23 protein-coding genes are annotated in these 21,872 nt (G+C 39.3%); 16 read left to right on the top strand and 7 right to left on the bottom strand.

Translation table 11 applies throughout. The features are described 5' to 3' along the window. The 5 genes from BLS35_RS21075 to BLS35_RS21055 all read left to right on the top strand — a co-directional run. Window positions 1-382 (top strand): transketolase C-terminal domain-containing protein (locus BLS35_RS21075; RefSeq protein WP_305790703.1); only part of this gene is annotated, 382 nt, incomplete at its 5' end. An 18-nt stretch (window positions 383-400) separates the two neighbouring features. After that, on the top strand, window positions 401-961 hold the full coding sequence (locus BLS35_RS21070; RefSeq protein ID WP_090785170.1) for an RNA polymerase sigma factor: 561 nt from the start codon (window positions 401-403) through the stop codon (window positions 959-961). Between the two features lie 34 nt (window positions 962-995). Continuing rightward, a complete protein-coding gene (locus BLS35_RS21065; protein WP_090785168.1) occupies window positions 996-1,643 on the top strand; it encodes a hypothetical protein in 648 nt (215 codons plus the stop codon). A 13-nt stretch (window positions 1,644-1,656) separates the two neighbouring features. After that, entirely contained in the window at window positions 1,657-2,109 is a 453-nt protein-coding gene (locus tag BLS35_RS21060; protein ID WP_090785209.1) for a hypothetical protein, read from the top strand. A gap of 16 nt (window positions 2,110-2,125) precedes the next feature. Next, the gene (locus BLS35_RS21055; RefSeq protein ID WP_090785164.1) at window positions 2,126-3,313 is read left to right on the top strand and encodes an aspartate aminotransferase family protein; all 1,188 of its coding nucleotides are present in this window, start codon (window positions 2,126-2,128) and stop codon (window positions 3,311-3,313) included. 2 nt (window positions 3,314-3,315) lie between these two features. Here BLS35_RS21055 and BLS35_RS21050 read toward each other — a convergent pair whose 3' ends face one another. The 4 genes from BLS35_RS21050 to BLS35_RS21035 all read right to left on the bottom strand — a co-directional run bounded on the left by BLS35_RS21050 (window position 3,316) and on the right by BLS35_RS21035 (window position 9,758). Beyond that, window positions 3,316-4,236, bottom strand: a complete 921-nt coding sequence (locus BLS35_RS21050; protein ID WP_090785161.1) for a DUF58 domain-containing protein — start codon at window positions 4,234-4,236, stop codon at window positions 3,316-3,318. A gap of 66 nt (window positions 4,237-4,302) precedes the next feature. Beyond that, window positions 4,303-4,620: a thioredoxin gene (trxA, locus tag BLS35_RS21045; RefSeq protein WP_090785159.1), complete on the bottom strand. Its 318-nt coding sequence runs from the start codon at window positions 4,618-4,620 to the stop codon at window positions 4,303-4,305. A gap of 133 nt (window positions 4,621-4,753) precedes the next feature. Continuing rightward, window positions 4,754-9,184, bottom strand: a complete 4,431-nt coding sequence (dnaE, locus tag BLS35_RS21040; protein WP_090785157.1) for a DNA polymerase III subunit alpha — start codon at window positions 9,182-9,184, stop codon at window positions 4,754-4,756. Window positions 9,185-9,272: 88 nt separating this feature from the next. After that, on the bottom strand, window positions 9,273-9,758 hold the full coding sequence (locus BLS35_RS21035) for a lipocalin family protein (RefSeq protein ID WP_090785154.1): 486 nt from the start codon (window positions 9,756-9,758) through the stop codon (window positions 9,273-9,275). A gap of 144 nt (window positions 9,759-9,902) precedes the next feature. Between BLS35_RS21035 and mdh the strand changes: the two genes are divergently transcribed. Together mdh and BLS35_RS21025 are read left to right on the top strand one after the other, a co-directional pair. Next, on the top strand, window positions 9,903-10,841 hold the full coding sequence (mdh, locus tag BLS35_RS21030) for a malate dehydrogenase (RefSeq protein WP_090785153.1): 939 nt from the start codon (window positions 9,903-9,905) through the stop codon (window positions 10,839-10,841). A 4-nt stretch (window positions 10,842-10,845) separates the two neighbouring features. Beyond that, window positions 10,846-11,271 (top strand): aspartyl protease family protein, encoded by a 426-nt coding sequence (locus BLS35_RS21025; protein WP_090785151.1) that lies wholly within the window; start codon window positions 10,846-10,848, stop codon window positions 11,269-11,271. A gap of 57 nt (window positions 11,272-11,328) precedes the next feature. On the opposite strand, the gene gyrB is transcribed toward BLS35_RS21025, so the two are convergent. Then, window positions 11,329-13,287, bottom strand: a complete 1,959-nt coding sequence (gyrB, locus tag BLS35_RS21020; RefSeq protein WP_090785149.1) for a DNA topoisomerase (ATP-hydrolyzing) subunit B — start codon at window positions 13,285-13,287, stop codon at window positions 11,329-11,331. Between the two features lie 255 nt (window positions 13,288-13,542). Here gyrB and BLS35_RS21015 point away from each other — a divergent pair, with 255 nt between their 5' ends. The 3 genes from BLS35_RS21015 (at window position 13,543) to BLS35_RS21005 (ending at window position 15,407) form a co-directional block, all read left to right on the top strand. Beyond that, complete coding sequence (locus tag BLS35_RS21015; RefSeq protein WP_090785148.1) at window positions 13,543-14,130, top strand: OmpH/Skp family outer membrane protein; 588 nt, start codon at window positions 13,543-13,545, stop codon at window positions 14,128-14,130. Window positions 14,131-14,195: 65 nt separating this feature from the next. Next, on the top strand, window positions 14,196-14,678 hold the full coding sequence (locus tag BLS35_RS21010) for a nucleoside deaminase (RefSeq protein ID WP_090785146.1): 483 nt from the start codon (window positions 14,196-14,198) through the stop codon (window positions 14,676-14,678). 12 nt (window positions 14,679-14,690) lie between these two features. Continuing rightward, complete coding sequence (locus tag BLS35_RS21005; RefSeq protein ID WP_090785144.1) at window positions 14,691-15,407, top strand: EcsC family protein; 717 nt, start codon at window positions 14,691-14,693, stop codon at window positions 15,405-15,407. Here the strand turns inward: BLS35_RS21005 and BLS35_RS21000 are convergent. Beyond that, window positions 15,404-15,802: an RNA-binding S4 domain-containing protein gene (locus BLS35_RS21000; protein ID WP_090785207.1), complete on the bottom strand. Its 399-nt coding sequence runs from the start codon at window positions 15,800-15,802 to the stop codon at window positions 15,404-15,406. The genes BLS35_RS21005 and BLS35_RS21000 overlap by 4 nt on opposite strands. Before the next feature lie 78 nt (window positions 15,803-15,880). Between BLS35_RS21000 and BLS35_RS20995 the strand changes: the two genes are divergently transcribed. The 6 genes from BLS35_RS20995 to miaA are packed head-to-tail and all read left to right on the top strand — an operon-like array spanning window position 15,881 to window position 21,480. Continuing rightward, window positions 15,881-16,699 (top strand): 2,3,4,5-tetrahydropyridine-2,6-dicarboxylate N-succinyltransferase, encoded by an 819-nt coding sequence (locus BLS35_RS20995; RefSeq protein ID WP_175459620.1) that lies wholly within the window; start codon window positions 15,881-15,883, stop codon window positions 16,697-16,699. A gap of 4 nt (window positions 16,700-16,703) precedes the next feature. Continuing rightward, window positions 16,704-17,831, top strand: a complete 1,128-nt coding sequence (locus tag BLS35_RS20990; protein ID WP_090785140.1) for a glycosyltransferase family 4 protein — start codon at window positions 16,704-16,706, stop codon at window positions 17,829-17,831. 24 nt (window positions 17,832-17,855) lie between these two features. After that, entirely contained in the window at window positions 17,856-18,422 is a 567-nt protein-coding gene (locus BLS35_RS20985; protein ID WP_090785138.1) for an L-threonylcarbamoyladenylate synthase, read from the top strand. Between the two features lie 26 nt (window positions 18,423-18,448). After that, on the top strand, window positions 18,449-19,855 hold the full coding sequence (locus BLS35_RS20980) for a CCA tRNA nucleotidyltransferase (protein ID WP_090785136.1): 1,407 nt from the start codon (window positions 18,449-18,451) through the stop codon (window positions 19,853-19,855). 57 nt (window positions 19,856-19,912) lie between these two features. Beyond that, entirely contained in the window at window positions 19,913-20,563 is a 651-nt protein-coding gene (locus BLS35_RS20975; RefSeq protein WP_090785133.1) for an IS1096 element passenger TnpR family protein, read from the top strand. After that, entirely contained in the window at window positions 20,563-21,480 is a 918-nt protein-coding gene (miaA, locus tag BLS35_RS20970; RefSeq protein WP_090785130.1) for a tRNA (adenosine(37)-N6)-dimethylallyltransferase MiaA, read from the top strand. Before BLS35_RS20975 ends, miaA begins: the two co-directional genes overlap by 1 nt. Here miaA and BLS35_RS20965 read toward each other — a convergent pair. Next, window positions 21,477-21,791, bottom strand: a complete 315-nt coding sequence (locus BLS35_RS20965) for a DUF3467 domain-containing protein (RefSeq protein WP_090785128.1) — start codon at window positions 21,789-21,791, stop codon at window positions 21,477-21,479. The genes miaA and BLS35_RS20965 overlap by 4 nt on opposite strands. Window positions 21,792-21,872: the final 81 nt, after the last annotated feature.

Here is a 21,872-nt window from a genome sequence, read left to right as displayed (position 1 = left end):
AGGTACAGATGTAACCATTATTGCTACCGGCCACATGGTTTGGAAAGCAATTGAAGCTGGCGAAAAATTAGCGGAACTAGGCATCGATGCTGAAATCATCAATATCCACACGATTAAACCCTTGGATGAAGAAGCCATATTGAAATCAGTAAAGAAAACTGGCTGTGTGGTTACTTGTGAAGAGCATAACAAATATGGCGGACTGGGAGAAAGTGTTGCAAGATTGCTTTCAACAGAATTGCCGACTCCTCAGGAATTTGTTGCAGTAAACGATAGTTTTGGCGAAAGCGGTACACCTGATCAGTTGATGACCAAGTATGGCTTAGACAGCATTAATATTATTGAGGCTGCTCAAAAAGTAATGAAAAGAGCAAATAAATAATAACAAAAAGAACGATTAATGAAGCAGGTTGAAGATTCAGAGATTTTAGAGAAATTCTTAAATACAAAAACTCGTGATGAAGCCTTTAACCTGCTTCTACATAAATACCAGCAAAAGATATATTGGCACGTAAGACGATTGGTTATTGACCATGATGACGCCGACGATCTGGTACAGGATACCTTTATAAAGGTTTGGAAAAACCTTGACAAATTCCGTAGCGACTCTCAGCTATATACCTGGATTTATCGCATTGCAACCAATGAATCTATTACTTTTTTAAATAAAAAGAAACAACGGAACAATACCCCTTTAGAGGAAGTATCTGCAGAACTGTCTGAAACTTTAATTGCCGCCTCTCATTTTAATGGAGATAAGGTTCAGTTAAAACTTCAGCAGGCTGTGCTTACCCTCCCCGAAAAACAACGTCTGATATTCAACATGAAATACTTCGACGATCTAAAATATGAGGAAATATCTGAAATTACAGGTACTAGTGTAGGGGCATTAAAGGCCTCATTTCACATTGCTGTAAAAAAAGTTGAAACTTTTATGCTAAATGAAGACATTACCTTTTAAACCTTTTGGGATATAATCTATCAATATACTCGTAATGGATAATCAAGTAGAAAATAACGATTGGAAAAAGGAAGCCCCAACATTGGCTGGCTTATCTGTACACCATCCTTTTTCTGTTCCCGAGGGATATTTCGAAGAGTTACCGCATCGTATTTCGAATGCAGTATACCTCGAGAAAATAAAAGCTAAGTCGACTGAGAGTGGTTTTACTACGCCTGCCAATTACTTTAGTGAGCTTAGTGAGCAGATCAATGCGGAGTTGCTAAAAGAAAAAATTAAAGCCGCAGTACCTAAAGGGAATGATTATGCAGTTCCTGCAAATTATTTCGAACAACTGCAATCAAATATATTGAGTAAGACGATTTATGAAACCAAAACGACACAATCACCTAGGGTTGTTCGTTTATGGCATTCAAAGATCTTAAAATATGCTTCAGCAGCTTGTTTTATTATATTGAGTACTACCGGATTTTATTTTTACAAAAATCATATACCCACTCAGAAATTGACCTATAATGAATTGGCCACTGAGCAATTTTTGTATGACATAGATGAAGAGGTCATTATTGATCATATAAATGATAATGATTTACATCAAGCGAAACCCGCAGCCACAGATGTGGCTTTGGAAAACTATATTCTTAGCAACTACTCACAAAATGAAATCGCTTCGAATCTATAAAAAACAATATCAAATGAAACAGTTACTGATTGCTTTTCTATTCATCCTCCCTATCATGGTTTCGGCTCAAGGATATGGGGACCGCAAAAATGAAATTGAATCGTATAAAATTGCTTACTTAACCCAAAAATTAGACCTTTCTGCAGAGGAGGCTAAAGTTTTTTGGCCAATTTACGCCGATTGGCAACGCGAGCAGGTTGAACTGCGTAAAGAACGTGTGCAAAAAAATATCAGCTTTAGAAAAATCACTGAAATTGAGGAGTTATCTGACAATCAGATACAAGCCTTAATTACAAACGATTTTAACATGAGACAGCGAGAGTTAAACCTCGATAGAAAGTATTATTCGAAGTTGAGAGAGAACCTACCAATCAAAATCGTTGGCAAGTTTTATAGGGCACAGGAAGCCTTTAAAAGAGAATTACTGTCAAAATATAGAAATAGCAGCAAGCCGCAGCCAAATTAATTCGTAATTTTGGCGTATGCTTACACAACGTCAGTTATTTCTTCAACACAACGCTCAAACGACTTTAGAACCGCTTTTATTAGAATTTGTTAAAGCCAGCGGAATGTATCTTTATGATGCAGAGGGCAGAAAATATATGGATTTAATTGCCGGCATTGGTGTAAGCAATGTTGGCCACTGCCATCCGGCAGTTGTGAGCGCGGTACAACAACAAGCAGCAAGTTATATGCATATCATGGTTTACGGGGAGTTTGTACAAAGTCCGCAAGTAAACTTTGCTAAAGCACTTGCTGAGGTATTGCCTGCCAACTTAAATTGCACCTACTTTGTAAATTCAGGAGCCGAAGCAGTAGAAGGTGCCATGAAACTGGCCAAAAGATATACTCACCGCGCTGAAATCATCGCCTGCCACAACTCTTATCACGGCAGTACCCAGGGTGCACTTAGCTTAATGGGGAATGAAGAATTTAAACAAGCTTACCGCCCTCTTTTACCAAATATTAAATTCATCGATTACGGGTCTTTACCTGATTTGAACCTGATTACCACCAAGACCGCGGCCGTATTTATGGAGACCGTTCAGGGCGAAGCAGGTATAAGGGTAGCTGACAAGGCTTATTTTGAAGCCTTAAGAGCAAAATGTAATGAAACCGGTACTTTGTTAGTATTTGACGAAATACAGTGTGGTTTTGGACGTACTGGCCGACTATTTGGCTTTGAACATTTCGGCATTGTTCCAGACATTCTTTTATTGGCTAAAGGTATTGGCGGTGGTATGCCTATAGGCGCCTTTATCAGCTCACATGAGATCATGATCTCCCTGGCTACAAATCCTATTCTTGGTCACATTACTACTTTTGGTGGACATCCAGTAAGTTGTGCTGCAGGTTTGGCAACACTCCAGACTATCCTAAGTGAAAACATTACTAATGGGGTGACAGAAAAGGGTTTATTATTTAAAAAACTACTTCAGCACCCTGCCATTAAAGAGGTTCGGGGTATTGGTCTGATGATGGCTATAGAGTTTGAAAACTTTGAGCTGAATAAAAAAATTATCGATGCCTGTATCGTAGATGGCTTAATTAGCGACTGGTTTTTGCATTGCAGCAACTCCATGCGCTTAGCACCACCGCTTATTATTACTGAAGAAGAAATCGAATGGGCTTGTGGCGTTATCCTGAAGAATGTTGAGGCATTAGCTTAATACTAACTCATTTTTTGTCTTTTAATCAGATAAGCCTGTAATATCGGATGAAAGCCTTGTGCAATGTCGGCATCTATCATATCTATTTTGTACTGTGTACATTTTAACTGGATAGCCTGCCGATATTCCTGCATTCGGGAGAGGTAAGCATCCTTAACTTTTGAAGTATGTGTTTTCAATACTGCTCCCGTCTCCATATCCACAAACTCATAAGGGCGATTTTCGAACTTAAAATCTACTTCTTTGGCCTTATCGGTTACATTAAAAATAATGACTTCATGCTTGTTAAACTTTAAGTGCTGAAGCGCGGCAAACAACCCGTCAATCTGATGCTCACCATGTACCGTGTTGAGCATATCGCTAAAAACAACGACCAGAGAACGTTTATGAATCAATTCTGCAATCTGGTGTAAAGCTTGTTCCAAATTAGTTTTAACGTTCATTTGCTCTGTTTTCAACACCTCTTCTAACTTAGCCAACAAGAACTTCTGATGGGTTGTGGTAGACTTTGCAGGGCTATTTAGAATCAAATGATCGGTAAACAAACTTAAACCAAATGCATCGCGCTGCCTTTTTAGCAGATAAATCAGCGCCGCGACAGATTGTACCGAAAAATTGAGCTTATTGTATTCTTTAAGGGGAAAATACATTGATGAGGAAACGTCAATGATAAACTGGCAACGCAGATTGGTCTCTTCTTCGTATCGTTTCGTAAACAGCTTGTCGGTACGTGCATATAGTTTCCAATCTATGTTCTTAACATTATCCCCAACATTATAAATCCTGTGTTCGGCAAACTCGACAGAGAAACCATGAAAGGGACTTTTATGCAGTCCTGTAATAAAACCTTCAACTACTTGCCGGGCAAGCAATTCCAGATTGGTATTAAAATGTAGACTTTGTTCATCAATTGGCGACTGCATAGTGTAAATATAAAAAAAGCGTTCATAACATTATGAACGCTTTTTTTATTGTATGATATTTAGCTATTACAACTGTTTATCTAATTTCTGTGCAAGTACTGATTTAGGCACGGCACCTACTTGTTTATCTACTACTTCACCATTTTTGAAAAACAATAAAGCAGGGATGTTACGGATACCAAACTGAGTAGAGATTTGAGGGTTGTTATCAACATTAACCTTTCCTACAATCGCTTTTCCTTCGTATTCTTTCGAAATTTCATCTACTACAGGACCTACCATGCGACATGGACCACACCATTCCGCCCAAAAGTCAACTAAAACGGGTTTATCTGATTTTAATACTAATTCTTCGAAGTTAGCATCTGTGATTTCTAAAGCCATAATTCTATTTTTTTTATATTAGTTATCTTAGTTAGTGCCTGAGCGTTCTCTACTTCCTTAATGTATAGCGCTTGCAGGCTACAAATATATAATCAATTGTAATGCCATCAAGCCAGCTAATGCCATTATGACATTAGTTCAACTTTGAACTCACGTTTAAAGCCTCCAATTGGTCAAGGAAATCGTTTGTAGGGTTAATTTTAAATGATTTTGAAGGCATTTTAACCACTACATTTTGCTCTCTGTCGTATATATCAAACAGCAATTGACAGTTTTGCTGGTCAGTACTTGTCTTATTGTTTTCCAGAACAGCCAATATCTGAGTCATAAAATCATCATTCACCCTTTCTATAGGTACCTGGATCGTGACGCTCTTAGCCAGCTTATCTCTTAATTCTGATAACAGGTTAATAGAGGTGATTTTAAATTCCCAATCGCCTTCTTTTCTAAAGCGCTCTCCTACTCTTCCCCGAATCTGAAGAAAATACCCGTCAGTCAAAAACTGTTTAAATTTGATGAAATCATCACCAAATAAAGCCAGTTCACTGGTGTCATCATAATCTTCAAAAACCATGGTCCCAAAAGGCTTTCCGGTTTTTGTCATGCGCTGTGCTGACACGACCACCAAGCCACCTACTACAAGCTCTCTATTCTTTATTGTTTCAAACTCGGCAAGTACCTCTTCATTGGTATCACCTGTTCTTATTTTATTGACTAAAGCCAAGTGTCTCACCTTATGCTGGCAAAACTCCTTTAGCTCTAACTTATAGTTATCTAATGGGTGACCAGATAAAAAGATACCAATGGCGTCTTTTTCAAATTTGAGTCGGTCAATTAAGCTCCATTCAGGCGCAACTGGCAAAGAAGGCTCCAGAATCAAATCGGCAATAGATCCGCCAAATAAAGAGGATTGCGAAGAAGATTCATTATTCTGGAAATCATTGGCATATTTAATCACCTTTTCGATGCCATTTAGCTTATCGTTGATCCCTACAAAGAAATACTGGGCACGATGATAGCCAAAACCATCAAAGGCACCGCTGTAAACAAAACTCTCGTAAGCTTTTTTATTCACGGTACGGGTATTTGACCTTCTGGCAAAATCATACAGATCTTTATACATGCCGTTTTCATTACGATCTTCGATAATACTCTCTACCGCCTTATCTCCTACTCCTTTAATACCAGATAAACCGAAACGGACTTCTCCAGCTGCATTTACAGAGAATTTAGTACCAGATTCGTTTACATCCGGCCCTAGTACACGCACGCCCATTTGCTTGCATTCTTCCATAAAAAACGCAACTTGTTTAATGTCGCTCATGTTATTGGACAGTACTGCAGCCATATATTCTGCTGGGAAGTGCGCTTTTAAATAAGCGGTCTGATAAGCAATCCAGGCATAACAGGTAGAGTGTGATTTGTTGAAGGCATAAGATGCAAAGGCTTCCCAATCTTTCCAGATCTTCTCTAGTATTGTAGGGTCATGACCTTTCTCTGCGGCCTGCTTCACAAACTTAGGCTTCATCTTATCCAGTACATCCTTTTGCTTTTTACCCATCGCCTTACGTAAAACGTCGGCCTCGCCTTTAGTAAAACCGGCAAGCTTTTGGGATAAGAGCATCACCTGCTCCTGGTATACTGTAATTCCGTAAGTTTCTTTCAAATACTCCTCACAGGCATCCAAATCGTATTTAATCTCTTCCTCACCATTTTTTCTACGCACGAAACTTGGAATATACTCCAATGGTCCCGGACGGTACAAAGCGTTCATGGCAATCAAATCACCAAATACAGTAGGTTTTAGTTCCTTCATGTATTTCTGCATACCTGTACTCTCGTACTGGAAGATCCCTATGGTTTCACCTCTTTGGAAAAGCTCGTAGGTTTTGACATCGTCGATCGGGAAATTATCAGGATCAAGATCTATATCGTGCCTAAACTTAACCAGCTTAACGGTATCCTTGATCAGGGTTAATGTTTTTAACCCCAAAAAGTCCATTTTCAACAAACCGGCACTCTCTACCACCGAGTTGTCGAACTGGGTAACATACAGATCAGAGTCTTTCGCTGTAGCTACCGGAACGAAATTGGTAATGTCGCTCGGGGTAATAATTACCCCGCAGGCATGAATACCTGTATTTCTTAAAGAACCCTCTAAAATCTGAGCTTGCTCTAAAGTTTTAGCACCTAAGTCCTTAGCCTCAGCCAGATTTTTAAGTTCGAGTACCTTCTCATACTCATCCGGACGAAGCGCCTCTTTTAAGCTTTTCTCATCAAGCGTAAAAATCTTGGCCAGCTTCATGTTAGGAATCAGCTTGGCAATTTTCTCTGCCTCAAATAGCGGCAAGTCCAATACACGCGCCGTATCCTTTATGGAAGATTTGGCAGCCATGGTACCATAGGTGATGATTTGAGCCACCTGATTGGCACCATACTTTTTGATTACGTAGTCCATAACCCTACCACGCCCCTCATCATCAAAATCAATATCGATATCGGGCATGGATACACGATCCGGATTCAAGAAACGCTCAAAAAGGAGATCGTACTTGATCGGGTCGATGTTGGTAATACCCAAACAATAAGCTACGGCAGATCCAGCAGCAGATCCCCTACCAGGTCCAACCGAAACATCCAGGTTTCTAGCCTCCGCAATAAAATCCTGCACAATCAAGAAATATCCTGGATATCCCGTTTTCTCGATGGTCTGCAACTCAAAATCGAGTCGTTCCTCTATTTCGGGGGTAATCTCTCCGTATCGTTTTTTGGCACCTACATAGGTCAAATGGCGGAGATATTTATTCTCTCCCCTTTTACCCCCATCGTCTTCATCTTCCTTCACTAAAAACTCGTCGGAGATGTCGAATTTAGGTAAAAGTACCTCACGTGCCAGTTTATAAATCTCGATCTTATCTACAATTTCCTGGATGTTCACAATTGCCTCTGGCAAATCTGTAAACAGCTTTTTCATTTCATCAGGTGATTTGAAGTAGTATTCCTGATTGGGTAAACCAAATCTGAATCCACGACCACGGCCAATCGGTGTAGCTTGTTTTTCACCGTCTTTTACACACAATAAAATATCATGGGCATTGGCATCTTTTTTATTGATGTAGTAAGTGTTATTGGTGGCAATCAGTTTTACGTCATGCTTTTTTGCCAGTCCGACCAGCATACCATTTACAATATCTTCGTCTTCCTGACTATGGCGCATTAGCTCGATATAAAAATCGTCACCAAATTGATCTTTCCACCATAGCAAAGCTTCTTCGGCTTGTTTCTCGCCAAGGTTCAATAACTTACTTGAAATCTCACCGTATAAGTTACCCGAAAGCACCAGAATATCCTCTTTATATTGCTCTATAATGGCCTTATCAATCCTTGGGATGTAATAGAAACCTTTGGTATAGGCAATGGACGACATTTTAGCCAGATTGTGGTATCCTGTCTTATTCTTTGCCAATAATACAACCTGATAGCCATTATCTTTTCTGGATTTGTCGAGGTGGTCTTCACAAACAAAGAATTCACAGCCAATAATTGGTTTGATAATTTGTTCTTCAGGCGTTTTTCCTTCTGCTATAGCGGCTTCATTTCTAGCTTCAACACCTTTGTTATGGTTCAATACCTGAGCCACGAAGTGAAAAGCCCCCATCATATTTGCATGATCGGTCATCGCCACTGCAGGCATTTTATAACTGGCGGCAGCTTTAATTAGTGAAGGGATGTTGATGGTAGATTGCAGAACAGAGAACTGGGTATGATTATGCAAATGTACATAGGTTGCTGCTTCCAGCTCCTTTTTATTCTCTGCTAATGCTGTTTTAGAAACCTTAGGTCCTTCGGCCTGCTGTAAACGCTTTCTGATTTCTTCAGAAGCAGATTTAAGGTTAATGTGATTTAAACCAACACGCTCAAATACTTGTGGCGTGTTTTCTTTAAAGCGATTGATATATGCCTGATCGGCCTGTAACTGGTCGAGTCTAAAGACCTCTAACTTGATCAGCTGTAAAAAACAACGGGTAGTGGCCTCCACATCGGCAGTCGCATTGTGCGCTTCAGAAAATGGTTCGCCAAAAAGATATTGATGAAGTTCTGTTAGTGTAGGCAGTTTGAATTTACCTCCACGTCCGCCCGGAAGTTTTAACAACTCGGCAGTGGTTTCGGTACAAGTATCTAATACAGGCATTTGTGCCATCGGGCTGTCTACACCCAATCGGTGAAACTCGCAACCCATAATGTTCACATCAAAGCCTACGTTCTGTCCGACAACAAATTTAGCTTTGGATAATGCTACATTAAATTTCTCTAATACTTCGTCTAGCCCAATACCTTGTTCGGCAGCCAACTCGGTTGAGATACCGTGAATTCGTTCGGCATCATATGGAATATTAAATCCATCGGGCCTTACCAGATAGTCCTGGTTTTCTATCAGATTACCTAATTCATCATGTAATTGCCATGCAATCTGAATACACCTGGGCCAATTGTCTGTGTCGGTAATTGGAGCATTCCAATTGCGTGGTAAACCGGTGGTTTCGGTATCAAATATTAAATACATAGCTGGTAATTATTCTCGTTTCCTGAAATCAAAATGAATGGACAAAAATACGGAATTTTAGCTGTCCTTGATTAAAGCAATTGTAATTTTAAGCATGTTCCTTTTCAGGCTCAGGATGTACAGCCTTATGTTCCTGAAATACAAGTTTTGAGGTATCATACCCTTTTTGACGACAACGGTCTACGATCTCTTTCAACAAGTCTTTTGGTAATTCTGGTTTACGGGAAAGAATAGCGAGGGTTTTGTGTTTAGGATGTCCAACTACGACATAAGAATAATCCTCAGCAAGCTCAATCACCCAATAATCATTCTTAAATGGCCAAACCGATTGTGCTTTAAACACAGCATTCCCTGTACCTCGAACAACAAACAACTTAGACCGGATGTACTTCCTTTTTTGCTCAGCTACAACATTATAGGTAGTAAATACGGCGTAATAACCATCTGGATGGATCACATAGGTCTCCACCTTTCTCCGCCAGTGTTTATCCGTAAAAGTAGGGATGGAATACAAAGAATACCACTTCCCTGCATAAGCCATAATATCTACTCGTTTTACTGGTTGGTTATCCATAAGTTCTCCGGTTGTTTAGTATTTGGCAAATGTAAATTCTTTCTCATAAAACCCCTAACGAACAAGAAAGTTTTCAAAAGCATTTTTTAAACTCATGTAATTTTATAACTTCGACAGAAGGTAACATACATAAAACAAATATTTATGAAGATAACAGTTGTAGGTGCCGGCGCTGTAGGTGCCACCTGTGCAGATAACATTGCCAGAAAAGAATTAGCTGAAGAACTTATTTTATTAGACATCAAGGAAGGTTTTGCAGAAGGAAAATCGATTGACATGATGCAGACTGCCGCTTTACTAGGCTTCGATACTAAAATTAAGGGTGTTACCAACGATTACGCGAGTACCGCGGATTCTGAGGTTGTAGTGATTACTTCGGGACTACCTCGTAAACCAGGAATGACGCGCGAAGAGCTGATCGGAACTAATGCGAACATCGTAAAAGGAGTTACTGAGAATATTTTAAAATACTCGCCTAACACCATCATCATTGTGGTATCAAACCCAATGGATACTATGAACTACCTTACCTTAAAAACTTCTGGGCTACCTAAAAACCGTATTCTTGGTATGGGTGGTGCATTGGATTCATCGAGGTTTAAATATTACTTAAGTCTGGAATTAGGCTGCTCTCCTGCCGATTTAAATGCAGTGGTTATCGGTGGTCACGGTGATACAACCATGATTCCATTGATCAATCATGCAACATGGAACAGTATCCCAGTCACTCAGTTATTAAGTAAAGAGCAACAGGATAAAGTTGTTAAAGCTACTATGGTCGGTGGTGCAACATTAACTGGATTAATTGGTACATCTGCCTGGTATGCCCCGGGAGCTGGAACAGCTGCAATGGTAGAAAGCATTGTACGTGATGAGAAAAAATTAATCTCCTCAGGTGTTTACCTGGATGGTGAATATGGTCAAAAAGATATATCACTGGTTGTTCCTGTCATTATTGGCAAAAACGGAGTTGAGAAAATTCTTGATTTTAAACTGACCGATGAGGAGCAAGCAGCCTTTAGTAAAAGTGCCGATGCTGTACGCAGCATGAACGCAGTGCTAACTGATATGAAACTGGTTTAATTTGATGAGAACAATTGCTGTTCCCCTAACCTTAATAAACTTACAAGACGACGGTTTCCACCTTTTGGTGGAAATTGTTGTTTTTGGGCAAAAGTTATTCGCAGTAGTAGATACGGGTGCTTCGAGATCTGTTTTTGATAAAACATTTATCCAAACTCACATTAAAGAGCTGGAACACACCGAGGAGACACATGCCACCACACTTTTCACCACCTCGAGTACCTTACAGGCAAGCATCCCTAAATTAAAGATAGGGAGTTTGATTTTAAGAAATTATGAGACTGTTGCGCTTGATCTGGAAGCCGTAAATCAGGCTTATGAAGGATTAGGACATCCACCAATTAGCGCCATTATTGGCGGCGATCTGTTGTTGAAATTCCATGCGATTATCAACTACAAGAAAATGAAAATGTTCCTTTATAAGGAATAAAAAAACGGCCTGAATCAGTGATACAGGCCGTTTTCATGCATATCATATTAATTTTCTCTAAGCATCAATCTTCGCATACTTCGCGTTACGCTCAATAAACTCTCTACGTGGAGCAACCTCATCACCCATCAACATAGAGAAAGTATGATCACACTCAGCAGCATTCTCAATGGTAGCTTGCATCAATGTACGTGTAGCAGGATTTAAGGTTGTATCCCAAAGCTGCTCAGCGTTCATCTCACCCAAACCTTTATAGCGTTGAATGTGTACACTTTCTTCTTTACCAGCACCTTTTAGGCGTTGTACAGCAGCATCACGTTGATTATCATTCCAGCAATATTCAAACTCTTTACCTTTTTTAACCTGGTATAAAGGTGGAGCTGCGATATAAACATAACCAGCTTCGATAAGCGCCTTCATATATCTAAAGAAGAACGTTAAAATAAGCGTAGTAATGTGTGAACCGTCAATATCAGCATCCGTCATGATCACAATTTTGTGGTAACGTAGCTTAGTTAAATTTAATGCTTTATCATCTTCTGGAGTTCCTATACTTACACCAAGAGCGGTAAACATATTCTTGATCTCATCATTTTCATAGATCTTATGCTCCATTGCTTTCTCCACATTCAGGATCTTACCTTTCAATGGAAGAATCGCCTGGAAGTTACGGTCGCGGCCCTGCTTAGCAGTACCACCCGCAGAGTCTCCCTCCACCAGGTATAACTCGCATTTTTCAGGATCACTATCAGAACAATCGGCAAGCTTACCAGGCAAACCTGAACCGCCCATAACACTCTTACGTTGAACCATTTCACGGGCCTTACGTGCTGCTGCACGAGCTGTTGCAGCTAGAATAACCTTGTTAACGATCATTCTGGCTTCTTTCGGATATTCTTCAAGATAAATACCCAAAGCTTCACCTACGGCAATATCTACCGCACCCATTACCTCAGAGTTACCTAATTTGGTTTTAGTCTGACCTTCGAACTGAGGTTCCTGAACTTTAACAGAAACTACAGCCGTTAAGCCTTCTCTAAAGTCATCACCAGTAATCTCAAACTTTACATTTTTAAGCAAACCTGATTTATCAGCATAAGCTTTCAATGTTCTGGTTAAACCTCTTCTAAAACCAGCAATGTGAGTACCACCTTCATGGGTATTGATATTGTTCACATAGGAGTGAACATTCTCAGAGTAACTATCGTTATATTGTAAAGCAAGCTCTACAGGAATCCCATTTTTTATACCTTCAACATAGATAGGTTCAGGAATCAATGAAGGACGAGTTCCATCAAGGAATTGAACAAACTCTTTCAATCCGCCTTCCGAATGGAACAATTCAGTTAAGAATTTACCATCCTCTAATTCTTCCCGCTCATCAGTTAGCGTTAGTTTGATTCCTTTATTCAAGAACGAAAGTTCTCTTAACCTTGAGGCTAAAGTATCAAAACGATATTCTGTAGTTTGTGTAAAAATTGTAGGATCTGGTGTAAAAGTAATTACTGTACCTCTTTTATCAGATTCGCCAACGATTTTAACATCGTATTGCGGCTTTCCTTTTTCATATTCCTGCATCCACACCTTACCTTGTCCGTAAACTTCGGCCTTAAGGTGTGTCGACAATGCGTTAACACAACTCACACCCACACCATGCAAACCACCAGAAACTTTATAAGTATCCTTATCAAATTTACCACCGGCGTGTAGTACAGTCATTACAATTTCAAGAGCTGATTTTTGCTCCTTTTGCATGATTCCTGTAGGAATACCACGACCATTATCCTCAACCCTAATTGAGTTGTCTTTTAAAATATTTACATAAATAGTATCAGCATGACCTGCCAATGCCTCATCAATTGAATTGTCTACTACCTCATACACAAGGTGATGCAAACCTTTAATTCCGGTATCGCCTATATACATCGAAGGGCGCTTACGCACCGCTTCCAATCCTTCTAATACCTGTATATTATCTGCCGAATAATTTGACTTTGGATCTTTTTCTTCGCTCATATTTTTTTATAAAACAATAAGATTCAAATTTAACCAATTATGGTCAATTTAAGGCAAATGTGGATAACTATTTGACCAAATAATGGCCCAAAAACATTCGAAAAAACATACTTCCTTAGGATACTGATTTTGAAATTTTATATTTGTTGAAATTTATCCATAAAAAATAAACCAAATGAGCGTCAATTATGCTCCATGAGGCTTATAAAACAGGTAAAAAACCTATTTTTTGACAAAAAAGAACAATTAATATAAATGAAGACAACATTAAAATTAAGCGGTATTGCTACTGCAGTTGCACTAGTTTCTGTAATGGCATCATGCCAAAATAAGGATGATAAAGGCACTACTGCTAAAAAAACTGACTCGACCACAGTTTCAAACAATGAGAAAATTGTTTATGTAAACTCTGATTCTCTACTTACAAAGTATCACTATTTCAAGGACCTGAAAGAGAAATTAGAAGCAAAATCTAAAACTGCACAAGCTGACCTTGCTTCAAAAGAGCAGGCATTTAAACGTGAAGTTGCACAATATCAACAACAAGCCAATACCCTGCCTGCTGATCAAAGAGCATCAACAGAAGAAAGATTAGCCCGTAAACAACAAGAATTACAAGCATACAGCCAAAATGCTGGTGCTGCAATTCAAAACGAACAAGCTGCAGAAAATGAAAAACTATACGATAAAGTTGCTGACTATTTAAAAGAATACGCAAAGAAAAAAGGCTACAAAATGGTACTAGGCTACTCAAAAGGAAACGGTACAATTTTATTTGCTGACGAAAGTTTAGACGTAACCAGCGAAGTAATTGTTGGTTTAAATGAAGCTTACAAAAAGTAATCATTTATAACGATAATGAAATGCCCCGATCAATCGGGGCATTTTTTTTGTGCAATATTTTAATTATGACAAAGATGAACCCACACGAAAAATTCATGAAAATGGCCATCCAGCTTTCAGAACAAAATGTACTGAATAACACCGATGCCCCTTTTGGTGCTGTGATCGTTAAGGATGGAAAAATGATCGCTAAGAGTGCAAATAAAGTAACCTCAACCAACGATCCAACCGCCCATGCAGAGGTGTCGGCAATACGAATTGCCTGCAAAAAGTTAAAAACGTATGACCTGAACGGCTGCGTAATCTACACCAGTTGCGAGCCATGTCCAATGTGTCTAAGTGCAGTGTACTGGGCAAGAATTGATACTATTTATTATGCTAATACCAAACATGATGCTGAAAACGTTGGCTTTAGCGATAAATTTATCTACGATGAATTAGACAAGCCTATGGACCAACGTAGCCTCCCCATCAAACAGATGATGAGAGACAAGGCGCTGCAGGCTTTTAAATTGTGGCAAAAGAAGGTTTTGCCAATAGCATATTAACCACAATAAGCAATGAATAGCTATAATCAAAAAATAAAGATAGACCTGGAATTCTGGAAAAGAGAAATGGTCCGCAAACCATCTGTTCTAAATAGAATGACCAATAATATCCAGAAAAAGCTCAATAGCTATATCCCGGATAAGGTTCACAAAGCTATTACTACAGCAATGAAAACTATGGTAAAAACGGTACTCTATGGCTCTACTTATACAACATCTGCAATAGCGCCCAAAGAAATGAGTATGATACATCGGGAATCTCTGATCTTGCAAAAAATAGATAATTATTGTAAAACAGGGGCCGCAGAAGGTGGTATTACAGGGGCAGGCGGTTTTTTAACGAGTATGGCCATTAAAATGAAATTGCTTTTTGAAATCGCGGCTCTATATGGTTTTGAGGTAAAAGACTATCGCGAACGCCTTTATATCTTATACATATTTCAACTGGCGTTTTCGAGTAAACAGGGCACAACCAAAGTATTTATGCATATTCAAGACTGGGAAAAGCAATTGGCTATGCTTCCAGAAAACCCTGATGATTTTGACTGGTTAACCTTTCAACAAGAATATCGCGATTATATCGATCTGGCTAAGCTAGCCCAATTACTCCCTGTGGTTGGTGCAGCAGTTGGTGCCGTTGCCAATTACCAGTTGATTAAAAAATTAGGAAAAACAGCTATGCAAGCCTATCGATTACGCTTGATTGATGACCCAAAACTATTAAATTAATCCTCTTCAAACATCCCTCCTATTAAATCATCAGTTTCGCGCCTGTCTTTTTTAGTTGGTCTGCCGGTACCACGATCTCGTTTAAGTGCCGGAGCATGAAACATAGATTTAAATCCATGAGTTTCCTCAACAGGAGTAATATCCTTATATTTGGTAACTGCAATTTTAGCTTCAACTCTGTTGTACAAAAGCTCTACCACCTCAATTAATTTCTTTTCAATTCCTTTAGAGACCTGATAAACATCCCCGGGCTTCACAATTGCCGAAGCCTTAAGATTTTGACCATTAAACTTTACACGCCCAGCCTTGCAAGCTTCAGTCGCCAGGCTCCTGGTTTTAAATAATCTTATTGCCCATAAGTATTTATCTATCCGTAATTTCTCTTGTTCAGCCATAAAAATCAAAAATACATTAAGAAAACACATCGTCAATACATAAAATTGATTTATTTTGTCAAAAAATAACAAACGATCATGATAGCAGAATTAAAAAAGTTGGTAGAAGCCGCTTGGGAAGACAGAACTTTATTAGAATATAGCGAACATTGCGAAGCAATTGAAACTGTAATTATGCAGTTAGACAAAGGAGAACTACGCGTTGCAGAACCAGTCCTTAACTCCTGGGGTATCAATGAATGGATAAAAAAAGCCGTAATACTTTATTTCCCGATCAGACAGATGAAGGAAATTGAAATGGGTCCTTTTGTTTTTCATGATAAGATGAAATTAAAAACCAATTACAAAGAAATCGGTGTAAGGGTTGTTCCTGGTGCTAGTGCCCGTTATGGTGCATTCTTAGCTAAAGGTGTAATTATGATGCCTTCTTATGTAAACATTGGTGCTTATGTTGATGAAGGTACAATGGTGGATACCTGGGCTACTGTCGGCTCATGTGCTCAAATTGGAAAACATGTACATTTAAGTGGTGGTGTTGGTATTGGCGGTGTTTTAGAACCTATCCAGGCTGCTCCGGTAATTATCGAAGACAACTGTTTCCTTGGATCAAGAGCTATCGTTGTTGAAGGTGTACGTGTAGAAAAAGAAGCTGTACTAGGTGCAAACGTGGTATTAACTGCATCTACAAAAATTATTGACGTGACTGGCTCAACTCCTGTTGAATACAAAGGTATCGTTCCTGCACGCTCGGTTGTAATTCCTGGTAGCTATGCTAAGAAATTCCCTGCTGGCGAATACCATGTACCATGTGCGTTAATCATTGGTAAACGTAAAGAATCAACCGATAAAAAAACTTCCCTTAATGATGCATTGAGAGAAAACAATGTAGCAGTATAATATAATGAATATTGGTTTTGACGGAAAGAGAGCCGCAAATAATCTTACAGGTTTAGGCAACTACAGTCGCTCCTTGATTGCCCACCTGGCAAAATATTTCCCTCAAAACCAATATTTTGTTTACAGTCCAAAAGTAAAAGACATCCCTCAGGTCAACGCCTTTGTCAATACCAAGGCCATACACCTGAAATTACCGGAAACGAAAGGATTATTATGGAGAAGCTTAGGGATCAAAACCCAGCTATTAAAAGACAGAATAGATCTTTATCATGGCTTAAGTCACGAAATCCCAATCGGCATCCATAAAATAGGCATCCCTTCTGTTGTAACCATACACGATTTAATCTTCATCAAGTTTCCTAAAAACTATGGTGTCATTGATCGATTTATTTATAACCTAAAAACTAAGTATGCCTGCAAACATGCAAGCAGTATTATTGCCATAAGCGAACAAACAAAACACGACATTATCCAGCTTTTTAACATCGCTCCCGATAAAATTGAAGTTGTTTATCAAAGTTGCGATGACAGCTTCAAATCGCCGGCATCGGTGGAAGCAAAAAAGCTGGTTCATAAAAAATATAACCTGCCGGATCAGTACATATTAAATGTAGGTACCATTGAGACCCGGAAAAACCTGCTTACCTTAATAAAAGCATTGAAAAATGTAAACGAAGGATATAAGCTAGTGGTAATTGGAAAAAAAACTGATTACTATAAACTGGTAGAGAAAGAGATTCAAAAATTGGGCCTAAACGACCGGGTGTTATTTCTTCAAAATGTTCCTTTTACTGATCTCCCAGTTATTTACCAAATGGCCACTGTTTTTGCATACCCTTCCGTATATGAAGGCTTCGGCATCCCCATCATTGAGGCCTTATACTCGCATGTCCCGGTAGTGGCTGCAACAGGATCTTGTCTTGAAGAAGCTGGAGGCCCTGACAGTGTCTATGTTCATCCTACTGATCATACTGCTATGGCAAATGTCATCAACAGGATATTAGCAAGCCCTGACCTGCAAACCGAAATGAAAGAAAAAGGTATTGCTTACGTTCAGAAATTTAATAACGAACACATCAGCAATCAGATGATGCAGTTGTACATTAAAACTTTAGCCGACAATACCCCTTAAGGATAAAAATTGTAATTTTACCCTATGCTAAGAACAGAAATTGAAAAGGCACTTGCTGTTTTAAAAGACGGAGGAGTGATCCTTTATCCCACAGATACAGTATGGGGACTTGGTTGCGATGCCACCAATGAACAGGCAGTCGCAAAAATCAATGAAATTAAAGGCCGTGCAGCCGACAAAAGCTTCATCATTCTTTTAGATACGGACTCGAAACTACAAAGTTATGTAAGGGAGGTACCTGATGTGGCCTACGACCTGATAGAATATGCAGAAAACCCACTTACCCTGATATTTCCAGATGCTAAAAATCTAGCAAAAAATGTAATCAATGCGGATGGTAGCGTTGGAATAAGGATTGCCAAACACGATTTCTGCCAACAACTTATTCAAAGATTTCGCAAGCCCATTACTTCAACATCTGCAAATGTATCTGGTGCACCAACTCCACTCTTTTTCGACGAAATTAGCGACGAAATAAAAGAAGCGGTAGACTATATCGTAGATTGGGAGCAAGAACTCAAAACGAATAAAAAGCCATCAACCATAATGAAATTAGCTCCGGGAGGTCAATTTTCCTTTATTAGAAGGTAAGTTTTACTACTTTTGCAATCTCATCAATGGAACAACATTTACAACATCCTGTTTTTAAAGCGCTTGCCGGCATAGCCGACGCACACCATATCGAAGCCTATATTATTGGCGGCTATGTAAGGGATATTTTCCTAAACAGACCCTCTAAAGACATAGATATTGTAGTACTGGGCAATGGAATCGAATTTGCAGAACTTGCAGGTAAACACTTGAAAAGTAAAGTCGCTGTTTTTAAGAACTTCGGGACCGCAATGCTTAAATACCAGGATCTGGAAATAGAATTTGTAGGTGCCCGAAAAGAATCTTACCGTTCTGATTCACGTAAACCCATTGTAGAGAACGGCACGATTGAAGATGATCAGCTGAGAAGAGATTTTACCATTAATGCATTGGCCATATCTTTAAACAAAGCAAGCTATGGTCAGCTGGTTGATCCCTTTAATGGGATAACCGACCTCAACAACAAGTTGATCCGCACACCACTTGAACCTGAGCTTACCTTTTCTGATGACCCTTTGCGCATGATGCGCGCAATCCGTTTTGCTTCTCAGCTTAATTTCAGCATCGATGAGCAAGCTTTAAATGCGATAAAAAAGCAAAAAGAACGTATTAGCATCGTTTCCAAAGAACGCATAACCGACGAACTGAATAAAATTATATTATCCAATGTTCCATCAATAGGCTTTAAATACTTATTTGATACCGGACTGCTACATATTATATTTCCACAAATGGCCAACCTCTATGGGGTCGACATCATCAATGGAAAAGGGCACAAAGATAATTTTTACCACACCCTACAAGTCCTCGATAACATTTGCGAAACTACGCAAGACCTTTGGCTACGTTGGGCAGCAATTTTACATGATATTGCTAAACCAGCCACCAAACGTTTTGAAGAAGGACACGGCTGGACTTTTCATGGTCACGAAGATAAAGGAGCAAGAATGGTCCCTAAAATATTTGCCCAGCTTAAACTTCCCCTGAATGAAAAGATGAAGTTTGTGCAAAAACTGGTGCAATTACACCTTCGCCCTATTGTGTTGGCACAAGAAGTGGTAACAGATTCGGCGGTAAGGCGACTATTATTTGATGCGGGCGAAGACATAGAGAGTCTAATGTTACTCTGCAACGCCGATGTAACTACCAAAAATGAGTATAAGGTAAAAAAATACCGCAACAACTTCGAACTGGTAAAACAGAAGCTCAAAGATGTAGAGGAGCGCGACAAAATCAGAAACTGGCAACCCCCTATCTCCGGTAATGACATCATGGAGATTTTTGGTCTAAGCGCAGGAAAAGAAGTCGGCCTACTTAAAAATGCCATCCGGGAAGCAATTCTGGAAGGAGAAATAACAAACACATACGATAACGCGTTACAATTTATGCTTGCAAAAGCTAAGGAATTCGGGCTTCAGCCAATAAAGCGTTAACACAATTATATAAAGTATATTTTATTTTTTAATTTTATACCTAGAAAAGAGGCTAAAATGGCAATTTATAGATTTAGAATAAGTTTCGAAGATTTCGATGAAGTAGTACGGGAAATAGATATCAAGTCCACCCAAACGTTTGAAGATTTGCATAAAGCAGTGCACCGCTCAACTGGGTACTCTGCTGAGAAATCTTCTTCATTTTTTGTTAGTACAGATAACTGGATTAAAGGTGATGAAATTGCCTATCTGCCAACTCAACGTAAAATAGATCGTGGAGTAGCCTTGATGGAAGCCTCTAAACTAAACAGATTCATCGAAGATCCACACCAGAAATTTTATTACATCTATAATTTCGACCGCCCATTTGATTTTCACGTAGAACTCATCAAGATCATTCTTGATCCGGATCCGAACATCGAATATCCTTTCTTAGTAAAAAGTACAGGAGAAGCTCCGAAAATTATCGAAAAGGATAACTTTGGAGCCGTTACAGTATCCTCTGCTCCAGCATCTACAGAATTTGATTTCTTAAATGAAATGGATTTTGTTCCTGAAGACACAGAAGAAATCGAAGCAATGGGCGGCAGAGGTATCAATACAGAAGAAAAATCTGATGATACAGATGAAGACACCGATGATGCAGATGAATTTGCAGATAGTGACGACTACGAAGACGAAGAGTACGATAGTAAAGAGGACTACTAATGCCTGATATGGCATTAAATAAAACATTAATTGTAATTGTTGGTCCAACCGGAATAGGAAAAACTGCACTGGCCATTGCTTTGGCCAGGCATTTTTCTACAGAAATCATATCAGCCGATTCGAGGCAATTTTTTAAGGAAATGGAAATTGGAACTGCAAAACCTTCAGCAGAAGAGCTTGCAGCTGCCCCACACCATTTTATCAACTCCCACAGCATAGAAAACCTATTTAGCACCGGTGATTTCGAGATACAAGCCATCGAGCGAATTACTCAATTGTTTGAAAAGCATAAGCTGTTGATCATGGTTGGTGGTTCAGGTCTATATATAGATGCCGTATGTAAAGGATTGGATGATCTTCCGGAAACCGATATGACCATCCGCGAACAACTTAATCAACAATTGACAAATGAAGGCCTTGAGGCTATTAAGAGGCAACTCAGCGAGTACGACCCCGAATACTACAGCAAAGTCGATCAGGCCAATCCACAGCGCATGATCAGAGGTCTGGAGTTTTACCTATCTACAGGTACAAAGCTATCCGCCCATCTTACCAACAGCAAAAAAACAAGGCCTTTCAATATCATCAAAATAGGTCTGAATATGGACCGGGCAGAACTCTACAACCGGATAAACCAGCGCGTAGATAAAATGATGGAATCGGGTTTGCTAGATGAAGTAAAAGGTCTACAGCTCTTCAAAAAATACAATGCGCTCAACACTGTAGGATATTCAGAATTATTCGCTTATCTGGATGGTGAAATCACGCTGAAGGAAGCGGTAGCTCAAATCAAACAAAATACTCGACGCTTCGCAAAACGCCAGCTAACCTGGTTTAGAAGAGATGACAGCACCGCCTGGTTTGAACCTGGCCAAGACAATGCCGTCATCAATTATATCAATCAAAAAACAGACTAAGCCTGCGCCGTAGGACCTCCAAAGTTCATAGGAAAGCCCGGAGGCTCTTCTTGAGTCTTTATACGACCATTTACAGCTTCGTATTTTTCAATATTATCCTGCATTGCAGCTACCAATCTTTTAGCATGCTCAGGGGTCAATATGATCCTTGATTTTACCCTTGCTTTAGGTACACCAGGCATAACCCTGATAAAGTCCAATACAAACTCCGTATTTGAGTGGGTGATAATAGCCAGATTAGAAAATATCCCTTCTGCGATTTCTTCAGAAAGTTCAATATTTAGTTGGTTCTCGTTGTTTTGTTCTTCCATAAGACAAACTTAGATAAATTTTAGTATTGAGTGGCCAAAAAAAATCCCCCAACTTAAAAAAGAAGGGGGATTTTAGGAAAG

Source organism: Pedobacter sp. ok626 (assembly GCF_900100435.1).
Classification (GTDB): Bacteria; Bacteroidota; Bacteroidia; order Sphingobacteriales; family Sphingobacteriaceae; genus Pedobacter.
Note: the sequence above shows the minus strand (reverse complement) of the source record. Positions and strands in the feature narration are given on the sequence as shown.

What these genes read in the sequence shown, in the direction of transcription:
- BLS35_RS21070 (WP_090785170.1), top strand. Translation starts at nt 401, where the DNA reads ATGAAGCAGGTTGAAGATTCAGAGATTTTAGAGAAATTCTTAAATACA.
- BLS35_RS21065 (WP_090785168.1), top strand. Translation starts at nt 996, where the DNA reads ATGGATAATCAAGTAGAAAATAACGATTGGAAAAAGGAAGCCCCAACA.
- BLS35_RS21060 (WP_090785209.1), top strand. Translation starts at nt 1,657, where the DNA reads ATGAAACAGTTACTGATTGCTTTTCTATTCATCCTCCCTATCATGGTT.
- BLS35_RS21055 (WP_090785164.1), top strand. Translation starts at nt 2,126, where the DNA reads ATGCTTACACAACGTCAGTTATTTCTTCAACACAACGCTCAAACGACT.
- BLS35_RS21050 (WP_090785161.1), bottom strand. Translation starts at nt 4,236, where the DNA reads ATGCAGTCGCCAATTGATGAACAAAGTCTACATTTTAATACCAATCTG.
- trxA (WP_090785159.1), bottom strand. Translation starts at nt 4,620, where the DNA reads ATGGCTTTAGAAATCACAGATGCTAACTTCGAAGAATTAGTATTAAAA.
- dnaE (WP_090785157.1), bottom strand. Translation starts at nt 9,184, where the DNA reads ATGTATTTAATATTTGATACCGAAACCACCGGTTTACCACGCAATTGG.
- BLS35_RS21035 (WP_090785154.1), bottom strand. Translation starts at nt 9,758, where the DNA reads ATGGATAACCAACCAGTAAAACGAGTAGATATTATGGCTTATGCAGGG.
- mdh (WP_090785153.1), top strand. Translation starts at nt 9,903, where the DNA reads ATGAAGATAACAGTTGTAGGTGCCGGCGCTGTAGGTGCCACCTGTGCA.
- BLS35_RS21025 (WP_090785151.1), top strand. Translation starts at nt 10,846, where the DNA reads ATGAGAACAATTGCTGTTCCCCTAACCTTAATAAACTTACAAGACGAC.
- gyrB (WP_090785149.1), bottom strand. Translation starts at nt 13,287, where the DNA reads ATGAGCGAAGAAAAAGATCCAAAGTCAAATTATTCGGCAGATAATATA.
- BLS35_RS21015 (WP_090785148.1), top strand. Translation starts at nt 13,543, where the DNA reads ATGAAGACAACATTAAAATTAAGCGGTATTGCTACTGCAGTTGCACTA.
- BLS35_RS21010 (WP_090785146.1), top strand. Translation starts at nt 14,196, where the DNA reads ATGACAAAGATGAACCCACACGAAAAATTCATGAAAATGGCCATCCAG.
- BLS35_RS21005 (WP_090785144.1), top strand. Translation starts at nt 14,691, where the DNA reads ATGAATAGCTATAATCAAAAAATAAAGATAGACCTGGAATTCTGGAAA.
- BLS35_RS21000 (WP_090785207.1), bottom strand. Translation starts at nt 15,802, where the DNA reads ATGGCTGAACAAGAGAAATTACGGATAGATAAATACTTATGGGCAATA.
- BLS35_RS20995 (WP_175459620.1), top strand. Translation starts at nt 15,881, where the DNA reads ATGATAGCAGAATTAAAAAAGTTGGTAGAAGCCGCTTGGGAAGACAGA.
- BLS35_RS20990 (WP_090785140.1), top strand. Translation starts at nt 16,704, where the DNA reads ATGAATATTGGTTTTGACGGAAAGAGAGCCGCAAATAATCTTACAGGT.
- BLS35_RS20985 (WP_090785138.1), top strand. Translation starts at nt 17,856, where the DNA reads ATGCTAAGAACAGAAATTGAAAAGGCACTTGCTGTTTTAAAAGACGGA.
- BLS35_RS20980 (WP_090785136.1), top strand. Translation starts at nt 18,449, where the DNA reads ATGGAACAACATTTACAACATCCTGTTTTTAAAGCGCTTGCCGGCATA.
- BLS35_RS20975 (WP_090785133.1), top strand. Translation starts at nt 19,913, where the DNA reads ATGGCAATTTATAGATTTAGAATAAGTTTCGAAGATTTCGATGAAGTA.
- miaA (WP_090785130.1), top strand. Translation starts at nt 20,563, where the DNA reads ATGCCTGATATGGCATTAAATAAAACATTAATTGTAATTGTTGGTCCA.
- BLS35_RS20965 (WP_090785128.1), bottom strand. Translation starts at nt 21,791, where the DNA reads ATGGAAGAACAAAACAACGAGAACCAACTAAATATTGAACTTTCTGAA.